This window comes from Marinomonas atlantica, from assembly GCF_001639725.1.
Lineage (GTDB): Bacteria > Pseudomonadota > Gammaproteobacteria > Pseudomonadales > Marinomonadaceae > Marinomonas > Marinomonas atlantica.
This window is the reverse complement of record NZ_LTAW01000011.1, coordinates 41,549-66,762: the sequence shown is the minus strand read 5'-3', so window position 1 is coordinate 66,762 and position 25,214 is coordinate 41,549. Positions and strand designations below refer to the sequence as shown.

Genomic DNA, 25,214 nt, shown 5'->3' with positions numbered 1-25,214 from the left:
CCTAAACGCATCCACCACTCAGCTAGACTCCGCACCCCCTTTTGTGTCCCGCTTGCGCCCATCTCATGCTTCGACGCGTCAGAGTTTGATATCAAAAGACAGTGCCTTATGGCATACCCTCTGACAGATTTGCTTAAGTGATATGGTTAATTAGAAATTACGAATTTGATTGGTTTTTGAATGTTTTGTAAGTATTAGCTATCAAGAATCCATCGGATTTTACTGATTTTCAATTCTCACTGACTTTAAACGACTTTTATTTGATCAATATAACTATTAAAAATACTCTTTATGTAATTTTGTTTCAAATAATGCCTGTTAATGAGTAGGCGCTCATTTGAAAGCGGTATAAAATTTCAACATCAAATTTTGGGCTTTTAAATTTACTTGTTGGAGTTTTTGATGTCGGATGTACTGCAAGTCGTTCTCATCAGTTTAGCGGTGATCGCTTTGCTGGGAGTGGTGTTGGAGGATGTGATCCATGTTAACAAAGCAAAGGTGACGTTGTTTTTAGGAACCTTTTCGTGGTTCTTACTTTACGTGTTTCATTCTGATTCAGAAGTAGAGTCAGAGGCTATTGCACGTGGCTTTGAGGAGAATATTGCTGAAATAGCGAGTCTTTGGTTGTTTTTAGTGGCGGCTATGACGTTTGTTGCCTACCTAAATAAGAAAGGGATGATTGAAAATGTCATTCATTTATTTATGCCAAAGAGGATTAAAGAAAGGTCGTTGCTATTTTTGACCGCTATTTTCTGTTTTGTGTTTTCTTCCTTAGCCGACAATATCACAGCAACACTGGTGTCTGTGACTTTGATTCTTTCTCTTAATTTATCGACTAAGAAAACTGTTAGGTTTGCAACGCTTGTCGTATTTGCCGTGAACTCAGGAGGTGTTTCTTTGATCACCGGTGATGTTACGACACTGATGATTTTCTTAGACGGTAAGGTTCATATTTTAGATTTACTGCTGTTATCTCTCCCTGCTTTTTCAACTGTTATGATGCTTGCTTTACTGCTCAGCCGTGGTCTAAATGAAACAATAGAAATCAACATTCGTCATAATGAAGTAAGACCAGTAGATCTAATGATCGCAGGGGCTTTCTTATGCACAATTATTTCGACGATTGCAGCCAATGTTCTATTTGGCATCCCTCCAGTACTGATGTTTTTAATGGGCATGGCAACGATGTTTCTTATCGCTCGCTTTTTCAATGATGACGAAGAAGAGGAACAGTCTATTCTTGAATACATTCGCGTGATTGAGTTTGAAACATTGCTGTTCTTCTTAGGTATCTTGCTTCTGGTTGGGATGCTGAAAGAAATTGAAGTTCTCGATACGATTGTACGTATGTATGAAATCATGCCCCCCTATATAGCGAATTTCTTAATGGGGGTACTGTCTGCGGTGATTGATAATGTACCGCTAACAGCAGCTTTACTGAAAGCGGGTATCGTAATGACCGAAGCCGAGTGGTTAGGATTGACCTATGCGGTAGGTGTTGGCGGATCATTGCTTGTGATCGGGTCTGCTGCTGGCATTGTTGCGATGAGTAAAGTGGATGGACTGACATTTGGCTCATACGCACGCTATTTCATTGTACTCGCACTTGTTTATACGATGGGATATGCGGCATCAGTTGCTTTGGCTCAAGTCTTATTGGGTTAAGTTAGATTATGAACAGGCACTTAGGTGCCTGTTTTTAGTTTTCCGTTAGAGCAATATTGGCCTAACAATTGTATGTAATGGAGGAAATAGAATTTATTTTTAGCCTTGCTCCCCAAATGGGGGCGTAGACGGTCGTTTTTTTTGGTGCGTTCCTTGGCTGCGCGCATCAAAATGGAGCATATATGGTGGATGTTGTTTGGCTTTTGGTATCTGCTGCGCTGGTATTTCTAATGCAAGCAGGCTTTTTGTGCCTTGAAAGTGGTCGCATTCGCAGTAAAAATAGCATCAATGTTGCTGCAAAAAACATTTCTGATTTTATCCTATCCTCAGCAGTCTTTAATTTAGTCGGTTTTGGCTTAATGTTTGGTACTTCCCAATTTGGTGTATTTGGGACCTCTGACTTTTTGTTTGGTGAGCAAGCTGACTCATCATCGATTGCCTTTTTCCTATTTCAAATGATGTTCTGCGGCACAGCCGCTACACTAGTTTCTGGCGCAGTTGCAGAACGTATGACCTTTTCAGGCTATTTAGTGATCACTGTTATTCTCAGTGCTTGTATCTATCCAATAATTGGGCACTGGGCATGGAATGGCGTGTATTCAGATGTCAGTCAGGGCTGGTTAGAGTCTTTAGGTTTCATTGATTTTGCAGGGTCAACGATCGTACATTCTGTTGGTGGGTGGGTGGCTTTAATCGCAATTTGGATGATTGGACCGCGCTTACGTCGTTTCGATAAAGGCATTCACTTACCGCAAGGTAGCAATTTGCCATTATCAGGATTAGGAGTATTGCTAATCTGGATGGGGTGGATTGGCTTCAATGGAGGTAGCACCTTACAGTTGAGCCAAGCCGTCCCCCATATATTATTAAACACCTTTATGTCAGCTGTTTGGGGAGGGATCGGGGCAACCGCCTTATTCTATGCTTTAAGACGTTATATTAATGTTTCACAGCTACTTAATGGCGTGATTGCAGGATTGGTTGGTATCACGGCGGGTTGTCATGTCGTTTCGGTTAATAGCGCAATCTTTATTGGCTTTATTAGCGGCTTGATTACTGTGTTCGGCAGTATGCTGATGGAGCATTGGAAGTTAGACGATGCCTTAGATGTGGTACCTGCACACTTATTTGCGGGGATTTGGGGGACTTTAGCCGTCTCACTGTTTGGTGATTTAGATAAAGTCGGGACAGGCTTAAGTCGTTGGCAGCAGTTTGAAGTTCAAACGTTAGGCATTGTTACTATTGGTATTTATTGTGTTGTAGTAACAAGTATCGCTTTATATCTACTGCAAAAGGTTATGGTACTTCGCGTTACTAAAGAGGAAGAAGAGCAGGGCCTTAATATCGCTGAACACAAGGCAACTACTGAGTTGATTGATCTTTTGAATTCGATGCATTATCAAGAAGATGAGGCCGATTTCTCCAATCATGTTCCTGAAGAGCCTTTCACGGAAGTCGGTCAAATTGCGAAACAATATAATCGGGTACTTGATAAAGTCAGCCAAGAAATTAATGAGCGCGACCAAGCCTTGTTCTGGTTTAAAGAAAGTGAAATGCGTAAATCGGCGATTCTTAATGCCTCAATGGACTGCATTGTTACAATAGACGGTGATGCCCATATCATTGAATTCAACCCTGCTTCAGAACGTACGTTTGGTGTACTAAAGCGCCAAATCAAGGGGAAAAGCTTTATCGACAGTTTTGTCCCAATTAAAGACAGAAAGAGCATTCGAACTAGCTTGGGCACTGGCTTTTCTAGTTCTGGCGGTTGGCTGATTAATCGACGTAATCATTTTCAGCTAGAGCGAGGTGACAACCAAACTTTTCCAGTAGAAATTTCAATTACTAAAGCGCTGAATGATCAAGGTAGCTTTCAAGAGTTTACGCTGCATATCCGCGATGTAACTCGCCACGTAAAGCTCCAGCAGCGATTGCGTTCGCTAGCTTATAGTGACCCACTCACCAGCCTCTATAATCGCGCTTACATGTCAGAACAGCTTGAGCGTGCGCTCGTGTATGCGGAGGAACATCATCAGGCCGTGGCGTTATTATTTCTAGACTTAGATAAGTTTAAAGTGATAAACGACTCGTTAGGACACAAAGCAGGCGATGAGTTGCTGTGTGAGGTGTCAGCTAGACTCAATCAAATTGTATTAGAATCCGATATTATCGCACGTTGGGGTGGTGATGAATTCCTAATCATGTTGACAGAACAAGTCTCTCCTGAACGTTCAATGATGCTGGCTAAGCAGATTTTAGCCGGAATGGTAGAGCCTATTTTGCTTGCCGATAAGCCAGTTAAAGTAGGAACGAGCATCGGGATTGCTATAACTGAACATCTGTATGATGCCGAGCAGTTGATTCAGCAGGCTGATTTAGCCATGTATTGGGCTAAAGAAAATGGTCGAGATAATGCGAGATTCTTTGAACCGCATATGGCCAATGAAATAACAGACCGTTTTCGATTAGAGCAAGAAATTGAAAATGCTATTGGGGCTCAGCAGTTTTATTTAATGTATCAGCCACAGATGAATACGCTAACTCAGTCGATCATTGGCTTTGAGGCCCTTATTCGTTGGGAACACCCAGAAAGAGGTTTTGTCTCTCCGGTAGAGTTCATCCCGTTAGCGGAAGAGTCCAATTTAATCTGTCGTGTTGGAGAATGGGTGTTAGAGCAAAGTATTGCCAAGCTGGATCAATGGCGAAAGCAGGGACTTAAACTCTTACCTGTTGCCGTTAATATTTCTGGTAGACATTTTGTCTCAGAGGGTTTTGGTCAGTATATTGATATGCTATTAAGGCGTTATAAAGTGCCAGGAGACCTACTCAAAATTGAGATAACTGAAGGGGTATTCATCCACGATATGAATCAATGTATTGAAATCATGGAAGGGCTAAAAGCACTTAATGTCGAGATTTCAGTGGATGACTTTGGAACAGGGTACTCATCGCTGCATTATCTGAAAAAGCTGCCATTGGATATTCTGAAGATAGATAAATCGTTTGTTTGTGAGATTGGTGATCATGCGGAAGGCGACAAAATTTGTGAGGCGGTGATACAACTGGCGCAGAACCTAGACTTACAAGTTATTGCTGAGGGCGTAGAAACAGTAGAACAAGCACGTGTGTTGAACATGCTTGGTTGTTATCTACATCAAGGCTATTTCTATGAAAGACCGCTGCCAGAATCAGAAGTCATCACACTGTTACACCAAGAGCTTCCGACTCCATAGAATAAGTTAATCTTCTTCCTGAGCATCAGCTGGTTGGCGTGCTCGAATCTTATCCATCAAAGATTGCCCAGTCGTTCTTGGAATAGCTGGGTTGCCACGATGAAGAGCTGTTTTTGCAATCATATTTGCTGCGACAGGTGCAGTAATCAGCAAAAATAAAGTGATTAACAGCTCTGAAACCGAAAATTGCCCTTGGCTAATCGTTTGATAAATCAGCGAAGACAGCAAGATACCTGTAATACCCAGCGTGGTAGCCTTAGTAGGCCCATGAAGACGAGTAAAGATATCAGGTAGGCGTGCTAAACCAATAGAGCCAACAAGCAAGAAAACCCCACCAATGACGAGTAATACCGTAATTAACAACTCAGTGTAAAATGACATTTTGCTCTCCTATTACTCGATGATATCGCCGCGAAGTAAGTACTTACAAAGAGCGGACGTACTTACAAAGCCAAGCATTGCAATCAGTAGCGCGGCTTCGAAGTACAGACTTGTTTGCATATAGATTCCGTAAAGCATTAATAGCGCGATCGCATTAATGTACATCGTATCCAATGCCATAATTCGGTCTGAAATATGTGGTCCAACTAACAATCGCCATAAGTTGAGAAATAAAGCGATACAAATACAAATAGTGACGAAGAATAACGCCCAGCTTAGCATCCTAAGATCTCCTTAATTGGGCGCTCATAGCGCTGTTTAATTTCATCAATCAAATCTTGTTCATTATCCAAGTGTAGAGCGTGAACATACAGCCATTGCTTGTCCTCTGAAATCTCTACGCTGACAGTACCTGGTGTTAATGATACCGTGCTCGCCAAAAGTGTAATGCCAACATCGGAAGTGACATCTAAGGGAATAGCGACAAAGCCTGGTTTAAGTTTCTTGATGGGGCCAAGTACTAAGACAGCAACTTGCATATTGGCGATCATGATATCTTTAAGCACCATAAAGAAATAGCGAACTGCAAGCCAAGGCTTTTTGATTTTGGGCTGTTCATTACGCATGCTGTCTACCAACAAGGGAATACTGATAGCAAAGAACGTAGCGAGTAAAATGTGCCCTGGGCTGATTGAGTTGTTCAGCAATAGCCAAACAACAAACAGTAGAAGGCTATGGAATGGCATAGGCAAAAATGACATTAAACGCCTCCTTTAGACAGCGGTGCCGTTAATAGCGCATCGACCGATAAACTTGAATTGAATAAATAAGCTGCCGCTTCATTGGTTAAATCTGTTAATGGCCCCGCAAACAATGCCAAGATAGGTGATGCAGACAATAGCAAAACGATGCCGAGCCATTCTCCCAAATGAATTGGTTGGCTGTCTTCGCCGCTCGACTGTTTGTTGGTTGAATAGCGCCAAAACAGCGTAGTACCTGCACGAGATAGTGCAATCAGTGAGCCGAGGCTACTTAGCAGAACAATCGGCCATACCCACATTTGTTCGGTAGCAGATTGAACCGACTGAAGAATCATTATTTTACCGATAAAGCCTGAGAATGGCGGCATACCGATAATGGCAATGGCCGCTATTGAAAAGAATATCGCCAAGAACACAGGGTTATCCATGGCTTTCGCCATCACAAAACGATCTTCTGCTTTACCGCGTTGGCGGCCGATTAAATCGGCTAATAGGAACATGCCCCCCGCCACCAATGTACTGTGTATCATGTAGTATAAAGCCGCGCTCGTTGCCGCTTCATTTTGCAAAGCAGCACACACTAATAAAGTACCGGCAGATAGTACAACTAGGTTGGCTGTAACCAGTTTAAGGCTCGGGCTGGCCAGCACACCAATGGTGCCAACGACAATTGTCATTAACGCTAATGGCCACAACCAAGATTGTGCGATATGAGCTAATTCACCTGCATCATCACCAAATACTACGCCATGGATACGGAAGATACTGTAGATACCTACCTTGGTCATAACAGCAAATATAGCAGCAACAGGGGCACTGGCACTGGAGTAGGTCTTTGGCAGCCAGAAGTGCAGGGGCAACATAGCAGATTTCATACCGAACACTACTAGCAGCATCAATGCACCAATTTTTGTCAGAATAACCACACTGCCGTCTAGCTCAGATACCTTCTGTGCCATATCGGCAATATTAAGTGTGCCTAATGTGCCATACAAAATCCCTAAACCGAATAGAAATACACTCGATCCGGCTAAGTTTAAGATGACATAATGAACCGTTGCTTGAGTCTTTTGCTTACCGCCACCATGCACAAGCAGGGCATAGGAAGCGATCAGTAAGATTTCGAAGAATACGAATAAGTTAAACGCATCGCCGGTTAGGAACGCGCCGTTAATGCCCATGACTTGGAACATGAATAGCGGGTAGAAATACCCCCCTGTACGATCATGAGATCCTGTGGCATAGCAAAGAGCGCCAAAAGCCAAGAAGTTTGTTACGGCCACCATTACTGTAGACATGGCGTCAGCGACAAGCACAATGCCAAAAGGTGGACGCCAGTCGCCTAAAATGTACTGCGTCACCCCTTCTGTTTGAATACTGACTACCAAAGCAAAACCCACGATGACTTGGGCAAACATTGACAAAATAGCAGTGACACGTTGACGTTTAATATTCTTAGACAGCGGCGGAAGTAGTAGCAGCGCCCCAGTAATCAACGGCAACAGAATGGGTAAAATACTAAGATGTTGCATTTAGCGCTGGCCTCCGGCTTTCTGACGAGCTGATTCCTTGGTCTGTGGGTTGCGTCCATCCACATGGTCATTACCTAAATCGGCGCGGGCACGCATGGCCAAGATAACGGCAAACGCTGTCATAGCAAAGCCGATTACAATCGCCGTCAATACCAATGCCTGAGGCAAGGGGTCACCGTACTCTTCTGACATACCTAAAACTGCGGCCGCATCCAGTTTTAGACGGCCACTTGCAAACAAGAATAAGTTCACTGCATAAGACAGCAGCGTTAAGCCCACTACAACCGAAAAGCTGCGTCCGCGAAGGGTTAAGAAAATACCGCAGGCTGTCATTAAGCCAACACAAAAAGCATATACGCCTTCCATTATACTTCCTCCTCATACACAGCACGTTCACTCGTGGTCAGCTGACCAAGATTTGCCAAGATCAACATGGTTGCCCCTACGACAGTTAAAAACACGCCTAGATCAAACAACATGGCGCTGGCCAACTCGAATTTACCGATGACAGGTAAATAGAAGTAGTCAAACCAAGACGTTAAGAACGGACGGCCAAACAACCAGCTGCCTAAGCCCGTTAATGTAGCAATACCGATACCAGAGCCAATCATAATTTGGTAGTCCAGCTTCAAGCGGTCTTTGATCCAATCAACACCATGAGCCACGTACTGCTGAATAATGGCAACCGATGTAATCAAGCCTGCGATGAAGCCACCACCAGGCATATTGTGACCGCGAAGGAAGATATAAGCAGAAACCAATAGCGCCAGCGGCAACAAACTCTGTGATACCACAGACAACATTAATGGATGACGATCACTTGACCATGGGCGACCTTGTTCATTACCGGATGGCATGTACAAGCGCATACGAGAAATCAATTTAAAGATACCAAGAGCGGCAATGCCTAATACTGTAATTTCACCTAACGTATCAAAGCCGCGGAAGTCGACAAGAATCACGTTGACCACGTTCGTACCGCCCCCACCAGTCTTACTGTTTTCGGTGAAGAAGTCAGAAATCGTGTCCAGCGGGCGCGTCATCAAAGCAAAGATCACAGTGCCCACGATACCGCCAATCATGGCCGAGATGCCTAAGTCACGCACAACGCGACGAGGACTCGACTCTTTCGGGGTTTTCTGTGGTAAGAAAAACAGCGCCAGCATCAGCAAGATGATCGTCACGACTTCAACGGATAACTGAGTCAACGCCAAGTCCGGTGCCGAGAAACGAGCAAAGGCGAGTGTGACAATCAAGCCCACAACAGACAGAGTTAACAAGGCAACCATGCGACGGCGATGCCAGATAACGGTAGCGAGTGATGCCAAAGACAACAGTACTGCTCCGGTAATGGATAACGCATCCAGAGGAATCTCTGGGCGATGACCTGCAGTGGCATCTAGGTCTAATAACGGATACGCACTAACGATGATTGTCAGCATCATCAAAAAGTACATGTAACGCTGCAGCGAACCGTTCTCAGTGAACCCTATAAACCACGTTGCTTTACTGACCAATTGTTGAATTGCACGTTCAAACAAGATTTTAGGATCGTTCGTCGGGAACTGTGCTTGGAACTTGAATAAGTGTTGACGATTGTAATACACCACCAGACCGCCAACCAAAGCGATTGCACTCATTAGAAGCGGAATGTTAAAGCCATGCCAAATCGCCAAACTATAGCTAGGCACATCGCCGTTCAAAGCCGCATTCGACGCACTGTACAACAGATCGCCAACAATAAAGCTTGGGAAAATACCCACAGCCAAACACAATGCCACAAGCACTTCTACCGGTACCCGCATATAGCGAGGTGGCTCATGCGGTGTTTTCGGCAAATTAATCGGCTCACCGTTAAAGAACACATCGTGAATGAAACGAAGCGAGTAAGCGACGGACAGAACACCACCCAGTGTGGCCAGCACAGGTACCATCCAAGAGATGGAGCCTAATGAATTCTGATGCAGCGTTTCATTAAAGAACATTTCTTTGGATAAGAAGCCGTTCAACAGGGGCACACCTGCCATCGCCATCGACGCCACCATCGCCAGCGTGGCTGTATACGGCATGTACTTCCATAGACCATTGAGCTGGCGCATGTCTCGCGAGCCAGACTCATGATCAATGATACCCGCCGCCATAAATAGAGACGCTTTAAACGTTGCATGGTTAATAATGTGAAAAATAGCAGCCACCAAAGCCAGATCAGTACCCATACCCAGTAGAAGAGTGATCAAACCTAAATGGCTGATAGTGGAGTTTGCCAGTAGACCCTTTAAGTCGTGCTGGAACAACGCTAAATAGCCACCTAATAGGAATGTTGCTAACCCCGTCATACTGACCATTAAGAACCAAAGATCGGTACCGGCTAATGATGGGTAAAAACGTGCCATCAAAAAGATACCGGCTTTTACCATAGTGGCTGAATGTAAGTAAGCACTTACTGGAGTTGGTGCCGCCATGGCATTCGGTAACCAGAAATGAAAGGGAAATTGAGCGGATTTAGTGAACGCACCGATTAAAATCAACACAGTGATAACAGGGTAGGCGCTGCTCGCACGAATCACATCGCCGCTGTCTAAAACGGTTTGCAACTCAAAGCTGCCGACCACATTACCTAGCATCAGTAGGCCTGCTAACAAGAACAAGCCGCCTGTGCCTGTAATGGTTAACGCCATTCGTGCCCCTTTACGAGCATCGCTTTTGTGGCCCCAGAAACTGATCAATAAGAATGAGCTGATACTGGTTAACTCCCAGAACACCCACATCTGGATCAAGTTATCAGACATGACCACGCCAAGCATGGCAAACATAAACAGAATCAGATAACAGAAAAACTTACCGATGTTGTCATTGCTTGAAAGATAGTAGCGGGCATAGAGAATGACCAAAAGGCCAATGCCTAAGATCAGCAAGCTAAACAGTAAGGACAGACCATCCAATCGAAAGGCTAAACTCAGTCCGAGACTGGGGACCCACTCAATGGCAGTTTGAAAACGCTGTCCATCTAAAATGGCTGGCGCTAGTTGCAGTACTAAAAATAAGGCCACTGCAGGTAAAGCAGCCGTTAAAAATGCACATGCGGTTCGGCTATAGCGAGTACTACATAAGGGGACTAAGGTTCCCAGCAATACTAATAGGGGAATGCACAGTAGAGTATTCAACGGATCTGCTCCTTCATAGCATTTTTAACAGCTAGCCCTACTAAAGGCATGACTGTTTCCATTTATTCGGCATCATATGTGAACAAATCGATGCTTATTCATCAGTATCCTGTAAGGATAACGTGATAGAACAACATTTTCTTTAAAAACTTAACGATAAAAAGTAACAAAAATAACGTCTTGCACTCTTATTAAAAAAAAGCGCCGAATTTAATTCAGCGCTTGTTTATAGACTCAAATCAATTGATTAAGTTCATTGGCTCTTAACTTCTTCCATCAACGATTCAATGCTTACCACCACTTGTAAGCTAGCGGTCTCCATCTTGTCTAAATGGCGCAGCATATCAGCAGACTTTCCTTGCTCAGCGGCGGCAACAGCTGCTCGACCTGAGTCATGTACCGTTTTATGCGGCGCTTCGATCGCACGGAAGTTGTTCGAATGCTGGAAATGTTTTTGGCCGTAACCTTGATAGTACCATTTACCAAGGCGACATTCCGTGTGAGTGTTAACCACTTCACGAAAGTCTTTTTTATCAATCTTGTTATACACCTGATTTTTCCAAACAGAATGATCAAGTTTAACCGTATCAAGAAAGGCTTGCGTAGCGGCCAATTTAATAACGCTCTGCATTTTCTGAGAGGTCGTGATCACGGTTTCAACAATGCTGTCAATTTGTCCGGCGGACGTTGCGACATCCTCGGCACTGGATTGGTTTTTATCCACCATGCCTTTAATTTTTTGCGTCTGATCGAGCACTTTTCGCACCAAGTCTTCCACTTGCTCGCTGGCTGCATGGGTTTTACTGGCAAGGTTACGAACCTCATCTGCAACCACTGCAAATCCGCGTCCTGCTTCACCAGCACGAGCCGCTTCAATCGCCGCATTTAAGGCTAATAGATTGGTTTGATCAGAAATTTCTTGGATACTAGAAACCAATTGACTGATGCCGCTGGCAGTCTTATCCAGCACAACAGCCGCGTCCATACTAGAGCTGGCTTCTTCATTAATTATCTCGGCACGATCGTTTAGACGTGACAGTGCGGTACGTGTGTCTGAAAAAAGCGTATCGACTTCTTTTAGTTGCATACGTTCATTGATCAGCGTCTCCGCACTTTCGGCCAAGCCTTCTCGAATAGAATTGAGCATATCGCCACCACGAAGTTGGTAGCTTAATAATTCAGAGCAGTAATCATCTGCCGTATTGATGGCCGTGTCCTGTTTGGCTTGAAACAGTTCAGATTCAAGTGCTGAGATACGTTGCTGGCTTTGCGTACGTTCTTGTTCTATTTGTTGCTCTAGATCGGCAATACGGTTTTTATGAGATGAAAAAAACATCGTCTAAGCTGGCTCCGTTATGGCTTTTTTATAAATGGCACAACGTTATAGTGTGCTTAATACGATTAGGATAAAAGATATTTATTTATAGATTGTACTAAATTTGTAAGCGACATAAAAAAGCCTGCTTCGGGTCAATAACTAAGGGTTATTTGAAGCAGGCTAATGTAACGAGATTTTCATTGATGAGTAATTATCCAAAGAATGCCCAAAGTGGGCTGTGTTCAGAGCCCATGCTCCACAACAGCACTACAACAGCTAACAAGAATTCAAGAATCAGAACACCGATACCCAGTGTACCGGTTGATAAGATAAAACCTTCTTTATGGCTGATACCCAAAAAGCGTGGGGTACCTTTGTAAAGTAAGTAACCTGAATAGACGACCCCTATACAGACGGCTAATACGCATAGCCAAGCAATAGGGTAAATAGCAAACAAACCGCTCAAAAACATTGGTGTTGCAATGTACCCGGCAAAAACAATGCTCTCCGCTCGGCTAGGACGATGTGAGTACTGGCGCGACAGAGCATGAATTGCCGACCCAACCCCCGCGACCGCTAATAATATTAATGCGTAAAATAATACTCCCAAACCCAAAGCGGTCATCACACCAAGCTTCACGCCTTCTTCACCATTTAACGTCCAACCTACCTGCGTCGTACCGATGAAACTACTGACCACAGGAATTGCCGCCATGATCAGCACGTGATGCGCATACATATGACTAACAGATTCGTGCTCTCTATTAATTTCTCGCCATTCTCGATCAGGATGGTGTAACAACCCCCAAACATGATTAATCATGCTGTCCTCCTCGCTATCGACTGTAAAAATTTAGAGTTTACTTAAACGTTTAATTACGTACCCAAGTAACGTCTACAACGTTCAGTATAGATGCATACGAGCAAGTAGCAGGACTGGATGATAATGATTTCTTATAAGAAGGAGGTGTAATAGACGGTTTGGCTATATTGAAACGGACGAACACAGGGCTCCTTCGCTTAGTTCTGGTCGTCCGTACATTGATAGGTTTCTGGCATCTCGATACGGAATGGTTGGTCGAGGGGGGCACTGAGGTCCAGACGCTGAAGACTGTTTGACACGAGAAACTCGTACAACTTCCATCGAGAGCAATCTTTATTTTCCACGGTGCTGGTGCTGTGTAGTACGACCTGATTGTCTTGATTTACCAGCTCTAAACGAAAAGTTGCTTCTAACACCGAGTACGGAATCGTTTCGTAACCCACCACATAAGGCATGACGTGATAATCGGTGTCACAGTAATGCTCACCGTCTTTGTTTTTATAGCAATGCGTGCTACGTCCGGTACGTATGTCTTTGTAAATAGGCGCTTTTTCATCACGTGTAACCATTTGGCTACTGAGTTCAAAGCGCGCGATAAAATCGGGCTTGCTCATCAGCGGACCAACATAGTGAAAGCCATTGGCTTGGAAGGCTTGTACCACTTGAGGCAGATAGCGCTTCTGGGTCAATGAGTCACCTGAAGACATGGCCTCCACACGGATGCGAGACTCAGGGGTGATTATAGCCGCTGGATCCACATTACTGACTTGACGACCTGACAGCACCACATTTGAAGAACAACCCGTGACGACCAGTAATAAGATTACACCCCAAAGCGATTTCATAGCATCCCTCAACGTTAATGATGTTTATTATTCTAATCGAAAATCCAAGTAATGCGCGTTATGAGAGATATGACACATTCATTAAGCGTTTTGATAAAAAGCTCAACTATTGTCTAGCTTGGGAAGCAATCATATTTGTGGAGCGTTCAAGAGACATCGAAATGCGCTCAAAGCTACCGCGAATAAGTTCTAGCTGTTCATCAGAAAGCGCCGACTGTGACAATTGTGCTAGAAAGTGCTGTGCCGCTTGATCAAAGACCTGTGTATTTTGGCCGTGATAACTGTTTACAAACCCTTGTGCTAAAGCCTGCTGTAAAGTATGAAGCTCATTTTCTAAATGGTCACCACAGCGACTTCTTACCAAGCTGTGTAAATGCAACGAAACATGACCCAAATTTAATCCAGTCAGCGCAAGATCAATCAAATTGCGTGACTCCATCATGCTTTTTTCATAGGTGGCGATGCGCAGCAGGCGGTCCCCCATACGAGCGTTGAACCACATATCGGCTTTTGAACGGTTCGGTAAATCGATCAAATCTTGGTACGTATTCTTGATCAAACGATGCATCATGATGTGCAGGCTAGGGCCAGTAATTAACTTAAACAGCCAATACAGCAAACTGACACCTACAAAAATCGCTAAAGCATTACTCACTGTTGAATCAATTTGAAACGCACGCGTCATATTCGGCCCTGGCATAACGAAGATACTAAAGGGAATGGAAATACCCAGACCTAAGGGTAGAGTGGCGCGATTGGCAATGCAGAGCAAACCAATAAAATAGGGGCCAGCCAACACCAGAATTAATAGCTCATAATCACCGCTGCTTTGCGCCAATAATGGCAAGGCGTAAAACACAGCTAACACAACAGCAATGACCACACCGACAAGAATGCGTCGCAGTGCCATGGTTAATAAGGGCATCGGGAAGCGTGCCATCATGATGGAAAAGACCACCGGAAGAATCATCATCATAACCACCGCTGAGGCGCCTGTAGCAAGCCACAACACCGCGCCCACCGTAAACATCACTGCACTGCGTAATCCAGTGGCCAGCCCAACTAAGGGGTCATGATGAGACTTAATGCGCGGCGCATTTAAGCGGGGCTGTCGGTGGCCTGTAAGTGCATCGTAGCTTTTAAGGATGACAATCAATTCGGCACTTAGGTCTTGAGCAATTTTAAATAAACGTAGACCAAGAGCCGATTCATTGGTTGCATCTTTAGCATACTGGCTTTGACGACGACGCAAAGCCTGAGCGAGATGATGCGCCTCAGTAAACGTGGTGGCGCTGGCCATTTCGCCAAAGGTGTCGTGCATATCGTCCATCATGGCGCGCATAGACGATGAAATAAGTTCAGAATGATTGCGTTGCAACCGACCAAAAATTTGAATCAATGCCAACAAAGACAGGGTTTTATTGGTCAACAAATTGGACGCGCGAGTTCGCCCAGGACCATGCGGCCCTTCAAAGCGGACTGCAGACGAGTCATCGTTCAGAGCTGCCAGTGATTCTAAAATACCATCAATCGACTTATGACGACTGTCATGGGAACCGTTCGAATCCAGCTCGACAGCCAAGTAATCAAGCGTCAAATTAATCGTAGTACGCGCGTTGGCATGCAAAACTTTACTGACTTTATTGGGCCAAATCAGCGTACTGACCAGCGCGGCACACACCACGCCAACAATGATCTCACTGACCCTTGCTTGGGCAATGTCAAAAATCATCGCACTGCCAGCTTGGGCGGGTTGAACCATCACCAACAGCACCACAAGGCTGGCAGTCATACCCGCCATGGCAAATGCATAAACAAGGTTGACACGGCGCACTAACGCCGATAGCCCTGAGTTCAACCCCAACCAGAGTGCCAGACAGCTCATTGCCAAAGTTGGCTGACTATAGAAGTTGTTCAATAACACAATGCCGAACGCACCGCCGACCACCGTGCCGATGATCTGGTACAGGCCTTTTTCAATCACCAGCCCACTTTCAGGGCGCATCTGCAAAAAGATCGCCCCGATCAAGGCCCAATAAGGTCGATCTAAGTTAAAGAACATCGCCACATATAAGGCCAAAGCCATTGCCAGCACACCTTTAATGGCAAACTTGATCGCATCACTTGTGGGGAACAGAATACTGTTGAGCAAGGCCTGCATAATGTGTCCGTTACTCAGCCGCTAGGTTAATTGTCGCCGACATACCTGCACTCAACTGCACGCCATCAAACGGGTCCAGTTCAATGTCTACCGGAATACGCTGGGCTAAGCGAACCCAGTTAAACGTTTGCTGTATTTGCGGCAAAAGCTGTCCGTTACTCGCGGTATTGCTGTCAGCAATGGCTCGGCCAATACTAGTGACTTTTCCTGTTAGCGGTTGTCCACCGCTCATAAGATGAACCTTGGCTTGTTGACCAACATGGATCATCGGCAGTTTGGTTTCTTCAAAGTAACCTGTCACATACAGCGAGCCTTTTTTCACCAGCGACAATACAGGTTTGCCTTGGCTAACATAGTTACCTTCACGCAAGTTCAAGTTCACAATATAACCGTCTTGCGGCGCTGTGACCTGTGAACGTTCTACATCCAACTTAGCGGCGTTGAGCTTTGCTTGGCTGAGTTTTAATGTCGCCTCTGCCTGCTTTACTGTAATGCGAGCGCTTTCAATCGTCTCGTCAGACACCAATTGGCCTGTCTGACTCAGCTGACGTCGGCGCTCATACTGATGTTGCGCTAATTCTAGCGCGTATTGATTGCCTGCGACTTGTGCTTCCAGCTGTTCTACCATAGTTCGAGCGCGGGCGTCATCGATATTAAGAATCACATCGCCTTGCTTCACTTCTTGATTATCCGTCACATTGAGCGAGGTAACCCAGCCCGACACATCGGGTGCAATGGTAATCACCTCTGCGCGAACACGGCCGTCACGAGTCCAAGGGGAATACAAATAGTGCTGCCAAATCCAATAGCCCGCTAAAATCGCCAGCAGCACAACAGCGACGGTTAGGGCAACGCGTAAGGAATGCTTCATAAAAGTGATGGGTTCCCAAGTAAGTAGACAACGAGCGCGAGATAGCAGACGTATAAGCCCACCTCAAACCACGCCACGCGCCAAATTTTCACATAAAGGCCCGTTTTGTAGAGCACAAACCGAGTGAGCCAAGAGAGGATAAAGGCCAACGGCGCAAACAAGACCAACGGGCTAAACAGCAAACCGCCCAATGCTAATTCTTGAAACATAGCGTTAAATATCCCATATCGTCGAAGTGATGTTCCCAAGCGCTTGGCGTGAGTGGCGCATAGTAAAGCGTTCAAGAACCATTATCTTAGCAGACTATAAAGTAGCAAATGGCGTACATACTGAGGCATTACAGCGCAAACTCAGGGCAGAAGAGGGGAGAAAAGTCTTGATTTTAATAACGATCCCCCTGAACTCTGTAGAGGTGAGAACTCAATAATAGACTAATTTATTGAGGCAGATAAAAATGCGATATTTGATAGACAAAAAAAGGCCGCTCATTGCTGAGCGGCCTTTTCAGATGTTTGGTGGAGATGGGGGGAGTCGATCTCATTACACTCAATATATTGATTCTTATAGGTATTTTGTGGCTCATGTTTTTATTGGTGTACCAGTATTATGTGCCCATAATTTAACAGATTTTGCCTTTACTTTGAAACTGGTTTCAAAGCTGTTTCATATAGATGTTCTAGTACTTGTTTTTACTGATGAATGAATGATACCTATATAGTTTTTGAAGCTTGTGCCATCTATAGGGAATGTAGCAGTGAAAGATAAGAATGAGCTCAACTCAAACAGAAGATTGGATAAGTTAATGAAAGATATCAAGAAAAGCACTTCTTGTTTATCTAGCTTCAATAACTCTTTAGGAGTTGTTAGTGAGCAAAATCGAATCTTTAGAGGCGCAGCATTGGAAAGTATTACGAGATTGAGTTCTCAATATTCAACGGTGCAGCGAATAGGTGATCTTGTTCGAGGTAGTGCTGACATTAGTAGTTCAGCGTTAGTAAGAGATTCTAGCTTGGTAAGTATAGGGCAGACCTTTTCTGCTATGAACTTCGATAGTTTCTTTAGACTTAGTAGATCAAGTACATTTCAGGGAAGTTTAATTAAGTGCGTACAAGATTTTAATGCTGAAAGTGTGATTAAAGTGGGGGCACTTAGTTCCTTATTTGAAAGCTTTAACGAGCCTCTTAGTAGAAACCTGCTCGGGCATGTTGTGCCTAACAATTTCAGTTATTTAGTTGGTTCTGCTCTGTCTGCCCAATCTATGAAGCAATTTGAGAAGCCTATTGGTTCAGTATTCGAAGCATTATCAAGAACAAGTTTTTACGACAGCAGTGCGATTAGTGTTGAGTTTGGAGGAGCACTAGAAGAAATCCCTGAGTCTTCCTACACTAGTGTAGCCAAGCTGCTTGGTGAAATAGATCAAGACTTCTTACTACAAGTTCGTGGAGAGTCACTAGATAGCCAAGACGTTGCTGAGGAGATTGCTTCTTTTGTATCTGCCGTGGCAGAAGGAAATGAGGTTGGCTCTTCCTCGATCAGTCTCGCAGCAAAGAAAGTTCTAATTCTATTTGCCCAAGTTATGTTGTCTTTATTATGTGCAGCTATTTACGATGCAAATAAAACTGATTTTTCCTATTACTGGGAACATCTTCGGATAACTAACTATATTGATATAAAAAAAGGGATAAAAAACGCTCCTGAAAGCATTGATTATGCATTATTGGAAGACTATAGGATTATTTCTGGAAAAGGGGTTCGTGTACGTGAAACACCAAAAAGAAATAAAATAATATTATTTATATTTTAGAAATTGGAGAAATTGTTTGTTTAATTGAAAGTGGTCGTAAATGGTCTTTGGTAGAAATTGAAGATGATTCTGGCGGTTTTCAAGGGTGGGTTTCAAATCTTTATTTAAAGAAGGTTGCAAATTGAGTCTTTTGAAAAATTTTTATAAAAAATCAGTCTAATCAGGATTTTACTTTCGGGGTTTAATGATAAAAGGAATTTTAGTTTATGTTTAAAAGTGTAAATAATGTTTTAGCTTTAGTTTCTTTGGTTGCTGCTTTAGGAAGTGCTATTCTTTTTACGTTGGGGCACGTTTTTGCATGGGCTTATTATGATACATTAGGTGTCGATTACATGAAGCTTGCTACTATTGATAGTGGTTTTAGTTTTTTGCTTAACAACCCTGTTCTGTTTTTTTTTATAATTATTCTCATTGCTTTTGTTGGTTTTCCTATAGTTGACATGTACAAAAAAGTTAGGAGTAGGCTTATACAATGTTCACTTTTTATTTATATGTTTTTTGAGTTGTTCTCTTTAGCATTAATTCCTGTTGCGATTTTAATGATAAATTTTTTCATGGGCTATGGAATTACGGCTGATATGAGGGAAGAGACTAGAGATTGGCTATATGATCCTATATATGTAAAGGCTAGCTCTATTGAGCTAAGGTGTGTGAGAAATTTAGGTGTAATTGGAAATTATAATGTTTTCTATGATTCTGATTTACGGATTTCTCTTCTTAAATCATCTGATATAAAAGAGATACAGCAGGAGTTTTTGGGAGTTCCTAAGAAATATATGGAAAACTTTCATGAAAAGAATGGGCATTGGAGAGAAAGTTGGCAGAGAATCTGCTACTCGGACAGCTATGATGAGGAGAATTTTTTTAGTAACGATGTTCCTCCTTTTAGTGTAATTATTTTGATGAAATTTTTAAGTTAAAACTATTTTTAATTTTGATTATTGTTCTCCTGAAACTCTATTTTTTTGGCAATGAGGGTAGATAATAAGCCACCACTCATGGTGGCTTTATCTTTTTTATTTAATATATTGTTTTATTTATTTTTTATTATATTTGCTTTCTGAAAAATCTATCATTCTTTGCATGCTCGATCCAACATTGAATAATGATATTGCTAATAGTGTCCAAGCTACAATTGTTGTTAAGAAACAAATCGTAAGGGTTAGAGTGTTTGGAAAGTTTCCAATCGTTATATTAAGAACAGAATTTAATAAAAAGCTTATAATGGTGTAAAAAATTAAATTGGATAAGTTCTTCAGTCCACGATAATAAGTTATTGATTTTTTAGAGTAGTGTTGGTTTATTTCATCTACAGCATTTCTATGCTCTTCTGTATCGTATACTTCTTTCTTCAATGTTTGAATTATAAAAGTTTTCATCGAGAAGAGAAAAGTTCCAATGGTTATACTTGATAAGAATAATGGAACCTGAAATCTTTCGTACATCTCTATTATTGAGTCCATTCTAATTACTCTTTAATCTAAGGTTTTGGGAAAAGTGTAGGTGATAAATCCATAGTTTCAATGAGTCGTTTCATTGCATCACTACTTGTATAGTCTTCCCAGTATTGATCTGGCAGTAAATCAATAAAGTCATCAAGATAAATAACACCAAAATGCTTTAAGTTTTCACCAAACCTAGCTTGTAGATCTTCATTCGTCAGGGATTTACCAAATATAGTCAAAGCGTCGATATCACCTGAATGAGCGCCCTTAATCATACCGTCTAGCTTTTGCTTTACATTGTGCTTATTTGTTACTGCTTGACCGTTTTTGGAGATCACAGCATGCACCCGTAAACGATCAGACATTTCAGAAATTGGTTGAAAAATGCTTGTATTTGGTGAAGGTGCGGCGGCACTTATAGTAAGATCAAAAGAATTTATCTCTTTGAAATCATTAAGGATCGTATTGAAGTCTAAGTTTCGGATCATCATTTCCAGTTTGAAGTCATTAGCAAAGTGCGCCTTAGCTTCTCTTCTAATTCGAGTAACTTCTTTTTTAGTTGGAGATGATGAAGTGGTATTTGAAGTTACATAATTATCTTCCAATTTTTTTTGAGCGTTTTTATGTACCGCTTTTAGGAGTTTTGCAAAAGCAGAGTTGCTAACACCTCCTGAATAAGAATAGTACATTCCAGTTAACGTATTAGGATTTATACAAAAAATGGTGGCTTGAGTGCTCTTGGCGTTATTAGAAAGATCAATTTTTTTAACTTCTCGTTTGTTGGCTTGGTTGTTACTGGTTGGTGTTACAACTAGTTTCTTATCACCTTTATAGCATGTAACAACCCCTACCCAATATTTTTGATGTGTACCTACAATGGCTTCATATTCATAATCATACAGCTTTAATGGATGCTGCTGTGAGTTAAGAGCCAATAATTCATTGTAGAAGTCCTGAGGTGCCATGTTGTTACAGAAATTCAATTTGAAACCTAGAAACTTTACTTTGGTTGCCATAAAGATAGTCCTTTACAAAGAATAATAAACCACTTCTATCATCTTGAAGCCTAATGTCCAAGGAAGATAATACAGGCTTTAAGTTTTATCTTGCATATCTACTTTAAGCCGTATTTCAAAACTACTCTCTGAAAACGTACTTTGTACTGTTCCTGATTCTTAGGGGGGAGCCACTCATCAAGCCCTTTAGCTCCTTTTTGCCTATTTAACGAAGCTTCTACAGCAACGAGGTTGATAGGATCATTCGCGAATTGTTCACGTCTAGCTTTACTCCAAGATTGAGCCCCATGTTCCCAAGCCCACTTCAAAGGAACTACATGGTCAATATCTAGCTTGGACGCATCAAATATAACCTCCCCCGAGTACATCGAAATCCAACGGCCAAAGGTTACACGGCACTGTTTATCATCAGCGAATCTTACTGGGTTAGTAGACATGGAGATTAGAATTTCTTGGCGTGTGTTCTGACAGTCCCTGTCTTCGTCATCCCAACCATGCCCAAATTGATCTCGACTATATTTAGCTGTCTTTGACGAGCTTTCCTTCGTTACTCTTGATGGGCTCTGAGAAGGACTTAAAGACTGCCCCTTGGGTAATCTTCCTCCACTTGCAAGACAGGCTTCAATCGTTTCATAAACAGTAAAGTTTTTTGTTCGAGAGTAATACTCCGTGTCTGGTCTATGGCAGATAGATGACTTAGATTTCTTTACAGGCTGATTCGCCCAAGCTGGTTGGGTGAGGCATAAAAGGATGATCGAAGTTAGCAGTGTCTTCATGAGTTGCATATGGTGACGCTCACAGTTGTCCTTAGGTGATGTTATGAGTGTAACTAATTGATGGTCTGAGAGTAAGCTTAGAGAGTGTCTATAGATGAGACACTCCCGATAATCTTGCATGGTTAGTGAATGGTTGAAGGGGGGGAGGGCAATAGCATTATAGGAAATAGTGGTTGATCTGTAGCTTGAAGAATTGCGTTTAGACGATCTTGAAGGTCTTCAATATTGTCCACAAGAAGGTGCTGTTCTTCTCGTGGTGCTTGAGCGATGTCTTCGATGCTGATTGAGCAAAGTATTGATAGTAGGGATTCTAATCTGTTCATTTGTTCCTCCTTGAACATAGCAATGAGTTTTAATACTAGGGAGGATTATGGTAGTAGGTCTTGATACTGGTCATAACAAGCTTCTAATTTATGTCTTCAGTAAGTATTAAAGGGCTATGTCACTTTGGAGCTTAATGCTCTAAATACAAAGCGAAGGTCTAGTTAAAAATCCCGCTCTGAAAACTTCGATAATTGAACAAGGCGTCAAAAGACTTACTACTGAATTAGAGTCTATATTGTGCTTGGATTGATAGCCTAAGAATGACCACTTAAATAGCTCCCCTCCCCAAACAAGATAAGCACAGTGATCAAGTTCAATAAATGTACCGTTGGGTAATGTGTTTACTTTTGCTCTTTGATACACGCCATTAGCTATATCTATTCGCTCGTTATGGAGTATTGCATCAATCTCTTTCAAAGTCGTTTTCGATTGGCCGAATGCCTTTCCCCAAAACATTTTAAATTGCTTTGCCCGCTCATGTTGGCAGTGCGAACAGGGGCGATGTCCCGCAGCAAAGGCCGTAGCTTCATCAAGGAAAAATAGCTCTGTGTAGGAATTAGGTGACATTACTTCACGGGAAACGTTCTTGTAGATAAGGGAGCAGGTTATCCAGCTTTTTCCTTGATAAAGCCGCGTGATCTCTTTGGCTTGATTATGTAACCTGCCACGGTTTCCCATCAGGCCACCTCGGGCTGAAACTGAATGTAGAGTCCCCCAAGGTGAGACTCTGTTTTGCAATGGCATGTAGGCCCTCAAATTTTGAAACTGGTTTCAAATTCTATTTGGATAACTCATTGATGATTTTGTATAGCGATTGACGACTGACTCCGTGTCTTTGAGCAACTTTGGTCTTAGGTATGCCTTCTTCAATATCTTTGATTATAGCGAGTTTGGTTTTGTGATTGATGCTTGGTTTGCGGCCCATTTTGACACCACGAGAGATAGCGTCTTTTCTACCTTCGTTAGTTCGCTCTAAAATTCGCTCTCTTTCTGCCTGTGCTACCGCTGCGAGTATTGTGACAACCATTTTGCCCATAGAGCCTTCAGTGCTTATCCCATCATCAAGGAATTGAACAGTGATACCTCTTTGGTGCAAGGTCTCTATTATTTCAATCATGTCAGCAGTGTTTCGGCCAAGTCGATCAAGCTTTTTCACTAATATGTGATCGCCTTCTCTAGCTTTGATCATTAGTAACTTTAAGCCTTCTCGTTCACTGTTCTTTCCAGAGGCTTTATCTGTAAATAAGTAGTCTGGGTGATCTTTTACACCAGCGCTGATGAGAGCTTTAATTTGAAGGTCTAGTTGTTGCTGACTAGTTGATACACGGGCATAACCTAGAGTAGCCATAAGTAGGTGTCCATTAAATCAATTTATTTACATTTGTGTAAATTAAGTTTGTTTATTTGATTTAATTAACACTATATTGGGTCTAAATATGAGTGTAAATAAATTTATAAATTAATTTACACTCAATGCATGAATTAGATTATTTCCATTTTTTCTAGCTTCCAATTTTGGGGATGATAGATATCGTTTCCATCTCCAATATATTTGACTTGGCAATGCCAGTTGCTGCGGATAGTAGCTCCAAATTGATTTTGACTGTCGACATGGGACTTTATTATGTAGCGCTGGTTCTCTTTGCGGAATTTTAAAAACTCATCGGGCCACCCAAAGTCAGCGCTACTTGGTGACACAAGATAGCTTTTAACAAACTCTTTACACATAACCATAGCTGTATTTGATAGGTCCTTCTGGGCTAGTTCTTGAGAGGCCTTTTCCTCTTCAGCTAAACGTTTAAGCTCAATTTTCTGCAAGGCTGCTTCTTGCTTCTGTTGTTCCTCTTGCTGGATAACTTTGTAGTATTTGCTAGCGTCTGCGATATTCAAGTTCATAGCTCTTTCGTAATCTGAACGGTTTTTAAAGCCAAGTCCCTGTGCTTCAGATTCGCTTGCTTGCCCCGAGTAAATGGAGACAGAGTAAATAAGAATAATTAAGCTGGATAGTGCTGCTTTGGTGAGGGCATTGAAAGTGTTGCTCTTAAAAAGCCCATAGATTCCTAATGGAGCGAATAGAAACAACCAAAAGAATACATAACCTTTTCTGTCAAACCATTTCATAGGCTGAAAGCCTTCAGGAGCTTCAAATGTAGCAACCCATGGATTAAGGCTCTTATCGCAATCAACGTATGAACATCCTTGCTTATCAAGGTCCTTCTTTAACCTTTCTAGTTCTTGTTCTTTTAGTGAGTCACTAAACCCGTGAACCTTGGCGTAATACTTGTTTGTGTCGTTTCCCATTACTTGTCATCCCTTTTGGTTAGCTGTTTAGCCTCCAATTATCCCAAAATGGGATAGGTCGTTCAATATTCTACTTTGGGATATTTCGTTGTGCGGAGTATCTGACATGGTAAATAGGCTTTGGGATGAGAAGCGAGAAGCATTGAGAGCGGTTCTAAGGGAGGCTCGTGTTGAACAAGGGTTAACTCAAGTGGAAGTGTCTCTCAATCTTGGAAAGCCTCAGAGCTATGTATCTAAATATGAGAGTGGGGAGAGAAAACTAGACTTTGTTGAAGTTCTGGATATTGCTGAGATTTTGGGCCTTGAGCCTGATTTATTAGTTAGCCGCTACCTCTCCAAAGTAAGTTAGTTCTAGAGTTGTATTTTGAAACTGGTGGGGTAGCAATTACCCTACGGAAGGGTAGCAATTACCCTACTGGTAGGGTAATTGCTACCCCACTATATATAAAGAAGCATAAAGAAGACGTTATTAAAGAAGACGATAGCGAATCTGGTGATTCGCAGTCATCGTATGGTGTTTGAAACTGAAGACACGGATTTTGAAACTGGTAGTAGCACAGCGCGACTACGGAAGTTGCAGAAAGCTACTACTGGTAGTAGCAGGATGCGACCACTATATATAAAGAAGAATAAAGAAAAGGAAATTAAAGAAAATGATAGCGAATCTGGTGATTCGCAGTCATCGTCTGATGGGAATTTGAAACTAAAGACTCTGATTTTGAAACTGGTAGTGCAAAGGTTGCACCACGGAAGTGCAAAGTTTGCACCACTGGTAGTTCAACCTCTGAACCACT

The 25,214-nt window shown here is 42.6% G+C and carries 23 protein-coding genes and 1 pseudogene; 5 read left to right on the top strand and 19 right to left on the bottom strand.

The window, feature by feature from the left end; genetic code table 11:
* Positions 1-402 precede the first annotated feature (402 nt).
* Positions 403-1,665, top strand: coding sequence for a sodium:proton antiporter NhaD (nhaD, locus tag AYW75_RS16610; protein ID WP_067101932.1), 1,263 nt, complete (start codon positions 403-405; stop codon positions 1,663-1,665).
* Positions 1,666-1,847: 182 nt separating this feature from the next.
* Positions 1,848-4,898, top strand: a complete 3,051-nt coding sequence (amt, locus tag AYW75_RS16605; protein WP_067101930.1) for an ammonium transporter — start codon at positions 1,848-1,850, stop codon at positions 4,896-4,898.
* A 6-nt stretch (positions 4,899-4,904) separates the two neighbouring features.
* Here the strand turns inward: amt and AYW75_RS16600 are convergent, their stop codons facing one another.
* The 13 genes and pseudogenes from AYW75_RS16600 to AYW75_RS16545 all read right to left on the bottom strand — a co-directional run bounded on the left by AYW75_RS16600 (position 4,905) and on the right by AYW75_RS16545 (position 16,963).
* Positions 4,905-5,279, bottom strand: a complete 375-nt coding sequence (locus tag AYW75_RS16600) for a Na+/H+ antiporter subunit G (RefSeq protein ID WP_067101927.1) — start codon at positions 5,277-5,279, stop codon at positions 4,905-4,907.
* A gap of 12 nt (positions 5,280-5,291) precedes the next feature.
* Entirely contained in the window at positions 5,292-5,561 is a 270-nt protein-coding gene (locus tag AYW75_RS16595) for a K+/H+ antiporter subunit F (protein ID WP_067033452.1), read from the bottom strand.
* Positions 5,555-6,040 carry a Na+/H+ antiporter subunit E gene (locus AYW75_RS16590; RefSeq protein ID WP_067101924.1) on the bottom strand — a complete coding sequence of 162 codons (486 nt, stop codon included), beginning with the start codon at positions 6,038-6,040 and terminating at the stop codon, positions 5,555-5,557. Before AYW75_RS16590 ends, AYW75_RS16595 begins: the two co-directional genes overlap by 7 nt.
* A complete protein-coding gene (locus tag AYW75_RS16585) occupies positions 6,040-7,572 on the bottom strand; it encodes a monovalent cation/H+ antiporter subunit D (protein WP_067101921.1) in 1,533 nt (510 codons plus the stop codon). The genes AYW75_RS16590 and AYW75_RS16585 overlap by 1 nt, the downstream gene beginning before the upstream one ends.
* Complete coding sequence (locus tag AYW75_RS16580) at positions 7,573-7,938, bottom strand: Na+/H+ antiporter subunit C (RefSeq protein ID WP_067101919.1); 366 nt, start codon at positions 7,936-7,938, stop codon at positions 7,573-7,575.
* Positions 7,938-10,736, bottom strand: a complete 2,799-nt coding sequence (locus AYW75_RS16575; protein ID WP_067101916.1) for a monovalent cation/H+ antiporter subunit A — start codon at positions 10,734-10,736, stop codon at positions 7,938-7,940. Before AYW75_RS16575 ends, AYW75_RS16580 begins: the two co-directional genes overlap by 1 nt.
* Before the next feature lie 253 nt (positions 10,737-10,989).
* A complete protein-coding gene (locus AYW75_RS19245) occupies positions 10,990-11,367 on the bottom strand; it encodes a CZB domain-containing protein (protein ID WP_231886235.1) in 378 nt (125 codons plus the stop codon).
* Positions 11,368-11,403: 36 nt separating this feature from the next.
* Positions 11,404-11,823: pseudogene (locus AYW75_RS19240) on the bottom strand (methyl-accepting chemotaxis protein); the annotation flags it as partial.
* 442 nt (positions 11,824-12,265) lie between these two features.
* Positions 12,266-12,877 carry a Yip1 family protein gene (locus AYW75_RS16565; protein ID WP_082856575.1) on the bottom strand — a complete coding sequence of 204 codons (612 nt, stop codon included), beginning with the start codon at positions 12,875-12,877 and terminating at the stop codon, positions 12,266-12,268.
* A gap of 197 nt (positions 12,878-13,074) precedes the next feature.
* The gene (locus AYW75_RS16560; protein WP_067101910.1) at positions 13,075-13,722 is read right to left on the bottom strand and encodes a hypothetical protein; all 648 of its coding nucleotides are present in this window, start codon (positions 13,720-13,722) and stop codon (positions 13,075-13,077) included.
* 106 nt (positions 13,723-13,828) lie between these two features.
* Positions 13,829-15,883 (bottom strand): FUSC family protein, encoded by a 2,055-nt coding sequence (locus AYW75_RS16555; RefSeq protein ID WP_067101909.1) that lies wholly within the window; start codon positions 15,881-15,883, stop codon positions 13,829-13,831.
* Between the two features lie 10 nt (positions 15,884-15,893).
* Positions 15,894-16,754 (bottom strand): efflux RND transporter periplasmic adaptor subunit, encoded by an 861-nt coding sequence (locus AYW75_RS16550; RefSeq protein WP_067101906.1) that lies wholly within the window; start codon positions 16,752-16,754, stop codon positions 15,894-15,896.
* The gene (locus tag AYW75_RS16545; RefSeq protein WP_067101903.1) at positions 16,751-16,963 is read right to left on the bottom strand and encodes a DUF1656 domain-containing protein; all 213 of its coding nucleotides are present in this window, start codon (positions 16,961-16,963) and stop codon (positions 16,751-16,753) included. Before AYW75_RS16545 ends, AYW75_RS16550 begins: the two co-directional genes overlap by 4 nt.
* 545 nt (positions 16,964-17,508) lie before the next feature.
* On the opposite strand from AYW75_RS16545, the gene AYW75_RS16535 reads away from it, so the two are divergent.
* Positions 17,509-18,558, top strand: a complete 1,050-nt coding sequence (locus AYW75_RS16535; RefSeq protein ID WP_067101898.1) for a hypothetical protein — start codon at positions 17,509-17,511, stop codon at positions 18,556-18,558.
* A gap of 206 nt (positions 18,559-18,764) precedes the next feature.
* The gene (locus AYW75_RS16530) at positions 18,765-19,478 is read left to right on the top strand and encodes a hypothetical protein (protein WP_067101895.1); all 714 of its coding nucleotides are present in this window, start codon (positions 18,765-18,767) and stop codon (positions 19,476-19,478) included.
* Between the two features lie 560 nt (positions 19,479-20,038).
* Here the strand turns inward: AYW75_RS16530 and AYW75_RS16520 are convergent.
* The 6 genes from AYW75_RS16520 to AYW75_RS16495 form a co-directional block, all read right to left on the bottom strand.
* Positions 20,039-21,019, bottom strand: coding sequence for a hypothetical protein (locus tag AYW75_RS16520; protein WP_067101889.1), 981 nt, complete (start codon positions 21,017-21,019; stop codon positions 20,039-20,041).
* Between the two features lie 98 nt (positions 21,020-21,117).
* Complete coding sequence (locus AYW75_RS18920) at positions 21,118-21,456, bottom strand: HNH endonuclease family protein (protein WP_197478974.1); 339 nt, start codon at positions 21,454-21,456, stop codon at positions 21,118-21,120.
* A gap of 461 nt (positions 21,457-21,917) precedes the next feature.
* Entirely contained in the window at positions 21,918-22,118 is a 201-nt protein-coding gene (locus AYW75_RS16510) for a hypothetical protein (protein ID WP_067101884.1), read from the bottom strand.
* Between the two features lie 139 nt (positions 22,119-22,257).
* On the bottom strand, positions 22,258-22,797 hold the full coding sequence (locus tag AYW75_RS16505; RefSeq protein WP_197478973.1) for a hypothetical protein: 540 nt from the start codon (positions 22,795-22,797) through the stop codon (positions 22,258-22,260).
* A 100-nt stretch (positions 22,798-22,897) separates the two neighbouring features.
* Positions 22,898-23,467 carry a recombinase family protein gene (locus AYW75_RS16500; protein WP_067101879.1) on the bottom strand — a complete coding sequence of 190 codons (570 nt, stop codon included), beginning with the start codon at positions 23,465-23,467 and terminating at the stop codon, positions 22,898-22,900.
* 134 nt (positions 23,468-23,601) lie between these two features.
* Positions 23,602-24,420, bottom strand: coding sequence for a hypothetical protein (locus tag AYW75_RS16495; protein ID WP_067101876.1), 819 nt, complete (start codon positions 24,418-24,420; stop codon positions 23,602-23,604).
* 106 nt (positions 24,421-24,526) lie between these two features.
* Here AYW75_RS16495 and AYW75_RS16490 point away from each other — a divergent pair, with 106 nt between their 5' ends.
* Positions 24,527-24,769 (top strand): helix-turn-helix domain-containing protein, encoded by a 243-nt coding sequence (locus AYW75_RS16490; protein ID WP_067101873.1) that lies wholly within the window; start codon positions 24,527-24,529, stop codon positions 24,767-24,769.
* Positions 24,770-25,214 lie beyond the last annotated feature (445 nt).

Coding starts and splice junctions, on each gene's coding strand:
- AYW75_RS16595 (WP_067033452.1), bottom strand. CDS start 5,561: ATGCTAAGCTGGGCGTTATTCTTCGTCACTATTTGTATTTGTATCGCT.
- AYW75_RS16590 (WP_067101924.1), bottom strand. CDS start 6,040: ATGTCATTTTTGCCTATGCCATTCCATAGCCTTCTACTGTTTGTTGTT.
- AYW75_RS16490 (WP_067101873.1), top strand. CDS start 24,527: ATGGTAAATAGGCTTTGGGATGAGAAGCGAGAAGCATTGAGAGCGGTT.
- AYW75_RS16510 (WP_067101884.1), bottom strand. CDS start 22,118: ATGAACAGATTAGAATCCCTACTATCAATACTTTGCTCAATCAGCATC.
- AYW75_RS16545 (WP_067101903.1), bottom strand. CDS start 16,963: ATGTTTCAAGAATTAGCATTGGGCGGTTTGCTGTTTAGCCCGTTGGTC.
- amt (WP_067101930.1), top strand. CDS start 1,848: ATGGTGGATGTTGTTTGGCTTTTGGTATCTGCTGCGCTGGTATTTCTA.
- AYW75_RS16565 (WP_082856575.1), bottom strand. CDS start 12,877: ATGATTAATCATGTTTGGGGGTTGTTACACCATCCTGATCGAGAATGG.
- AYW75_RS16600 (WP_067101927.1), bottom strand. CDS start 5,279: ATGTCATTTTACACTGAGTTGTTAATTACGGTATTACTCGTCATTGGT.
- nhaD (WP_067101932.1), top strand. CDS start 403: ATGTCGGATGTACTGCAAGTCGTTCTCATCAGTTTAGCGGTGATCGCT.
- AYW75_RS19245 (WP_231886235.1), bottom strand. CDS start 11,367: ATGCAGAGCGTTATTAAATTGGCCGCTACGCAAGCCTTTCTTGATACG.
- AYW75_RS16505 (WP_197478973.1), bottom strand. CDS start 22,797: ATGGGAAACCGTGGCAGGTTACATAATCAAGCCAAAGAGATCACGCGG.
- AYW75_RS16555 (WP_067101909.1), bottom strand. CDS start 15,883: ATGCAGGCCTTGCTCAACAGTATTCTGTTCCCCACAAGTGATGCGATC.
- AYW75_RS16520 (WP_067101889.1), bottom strand. CDS start 21,019: ATGGCAACCAAAGTAAAGTTTCTAGGTTTCAAATTGAATTTCTGTAAC.
- AYW75_RS16550 (WP_067101906.1), bottom strand. CDS start 16,754: ATGAAGCATTCCTTACGCGTTGCCCTAACCGTCGCTGTTGTGCTGCTG.
- AYW75_RS18920 (WP_197478974.1), bottom strand. CDS start 21,456: ATGTCTACTAACCCAGTAAGATTCGCTGATGATAAACAGTGCCGTGTA.
- AYW75_RS16585 (WP_067101921.1), bottom strand. CDS start 7,572: ATGCAACATCTTAGTATTTTACCCATTCTGTTGCCGTTGATTACTGGG.
- AYW75_RS16580 (WP_067101919.1), bottom strand. CDS start 7,938: ATGGAAGGCGTATATGCTTTTTGTGTTGGCTTAATGACAGCCTGCGGT.
- AYW75_RS16500 (WP_067101879.1), bottom strand. CDS start 23,467: ATGGCTACTCTAGGTTATGCCCGTGTATCAACTAGTCAGCAACAACTA.
- AYW75_RS16530 (WP_067101895.1), top strand. CDS start 18,765: ATGTTTAAAAGTGTAAATAATGTTTTAGCTTTAGTTTCTTTGGTTGCT.
- AYW75_RS16495 (WP_067101876.1), bottom strand. CDS start 24,420: ATGGGAAACGACACAAACAAGTATTACGCCAAGGTTCACGGGTTTAGT.
- AYW75_RS16560 (WP_067101910.1), bottom strand. CDS start 13,722: ATGAAATCGCTTTGGGGTGTAATCTTATTACTGGTCGTCACGGGTTGT.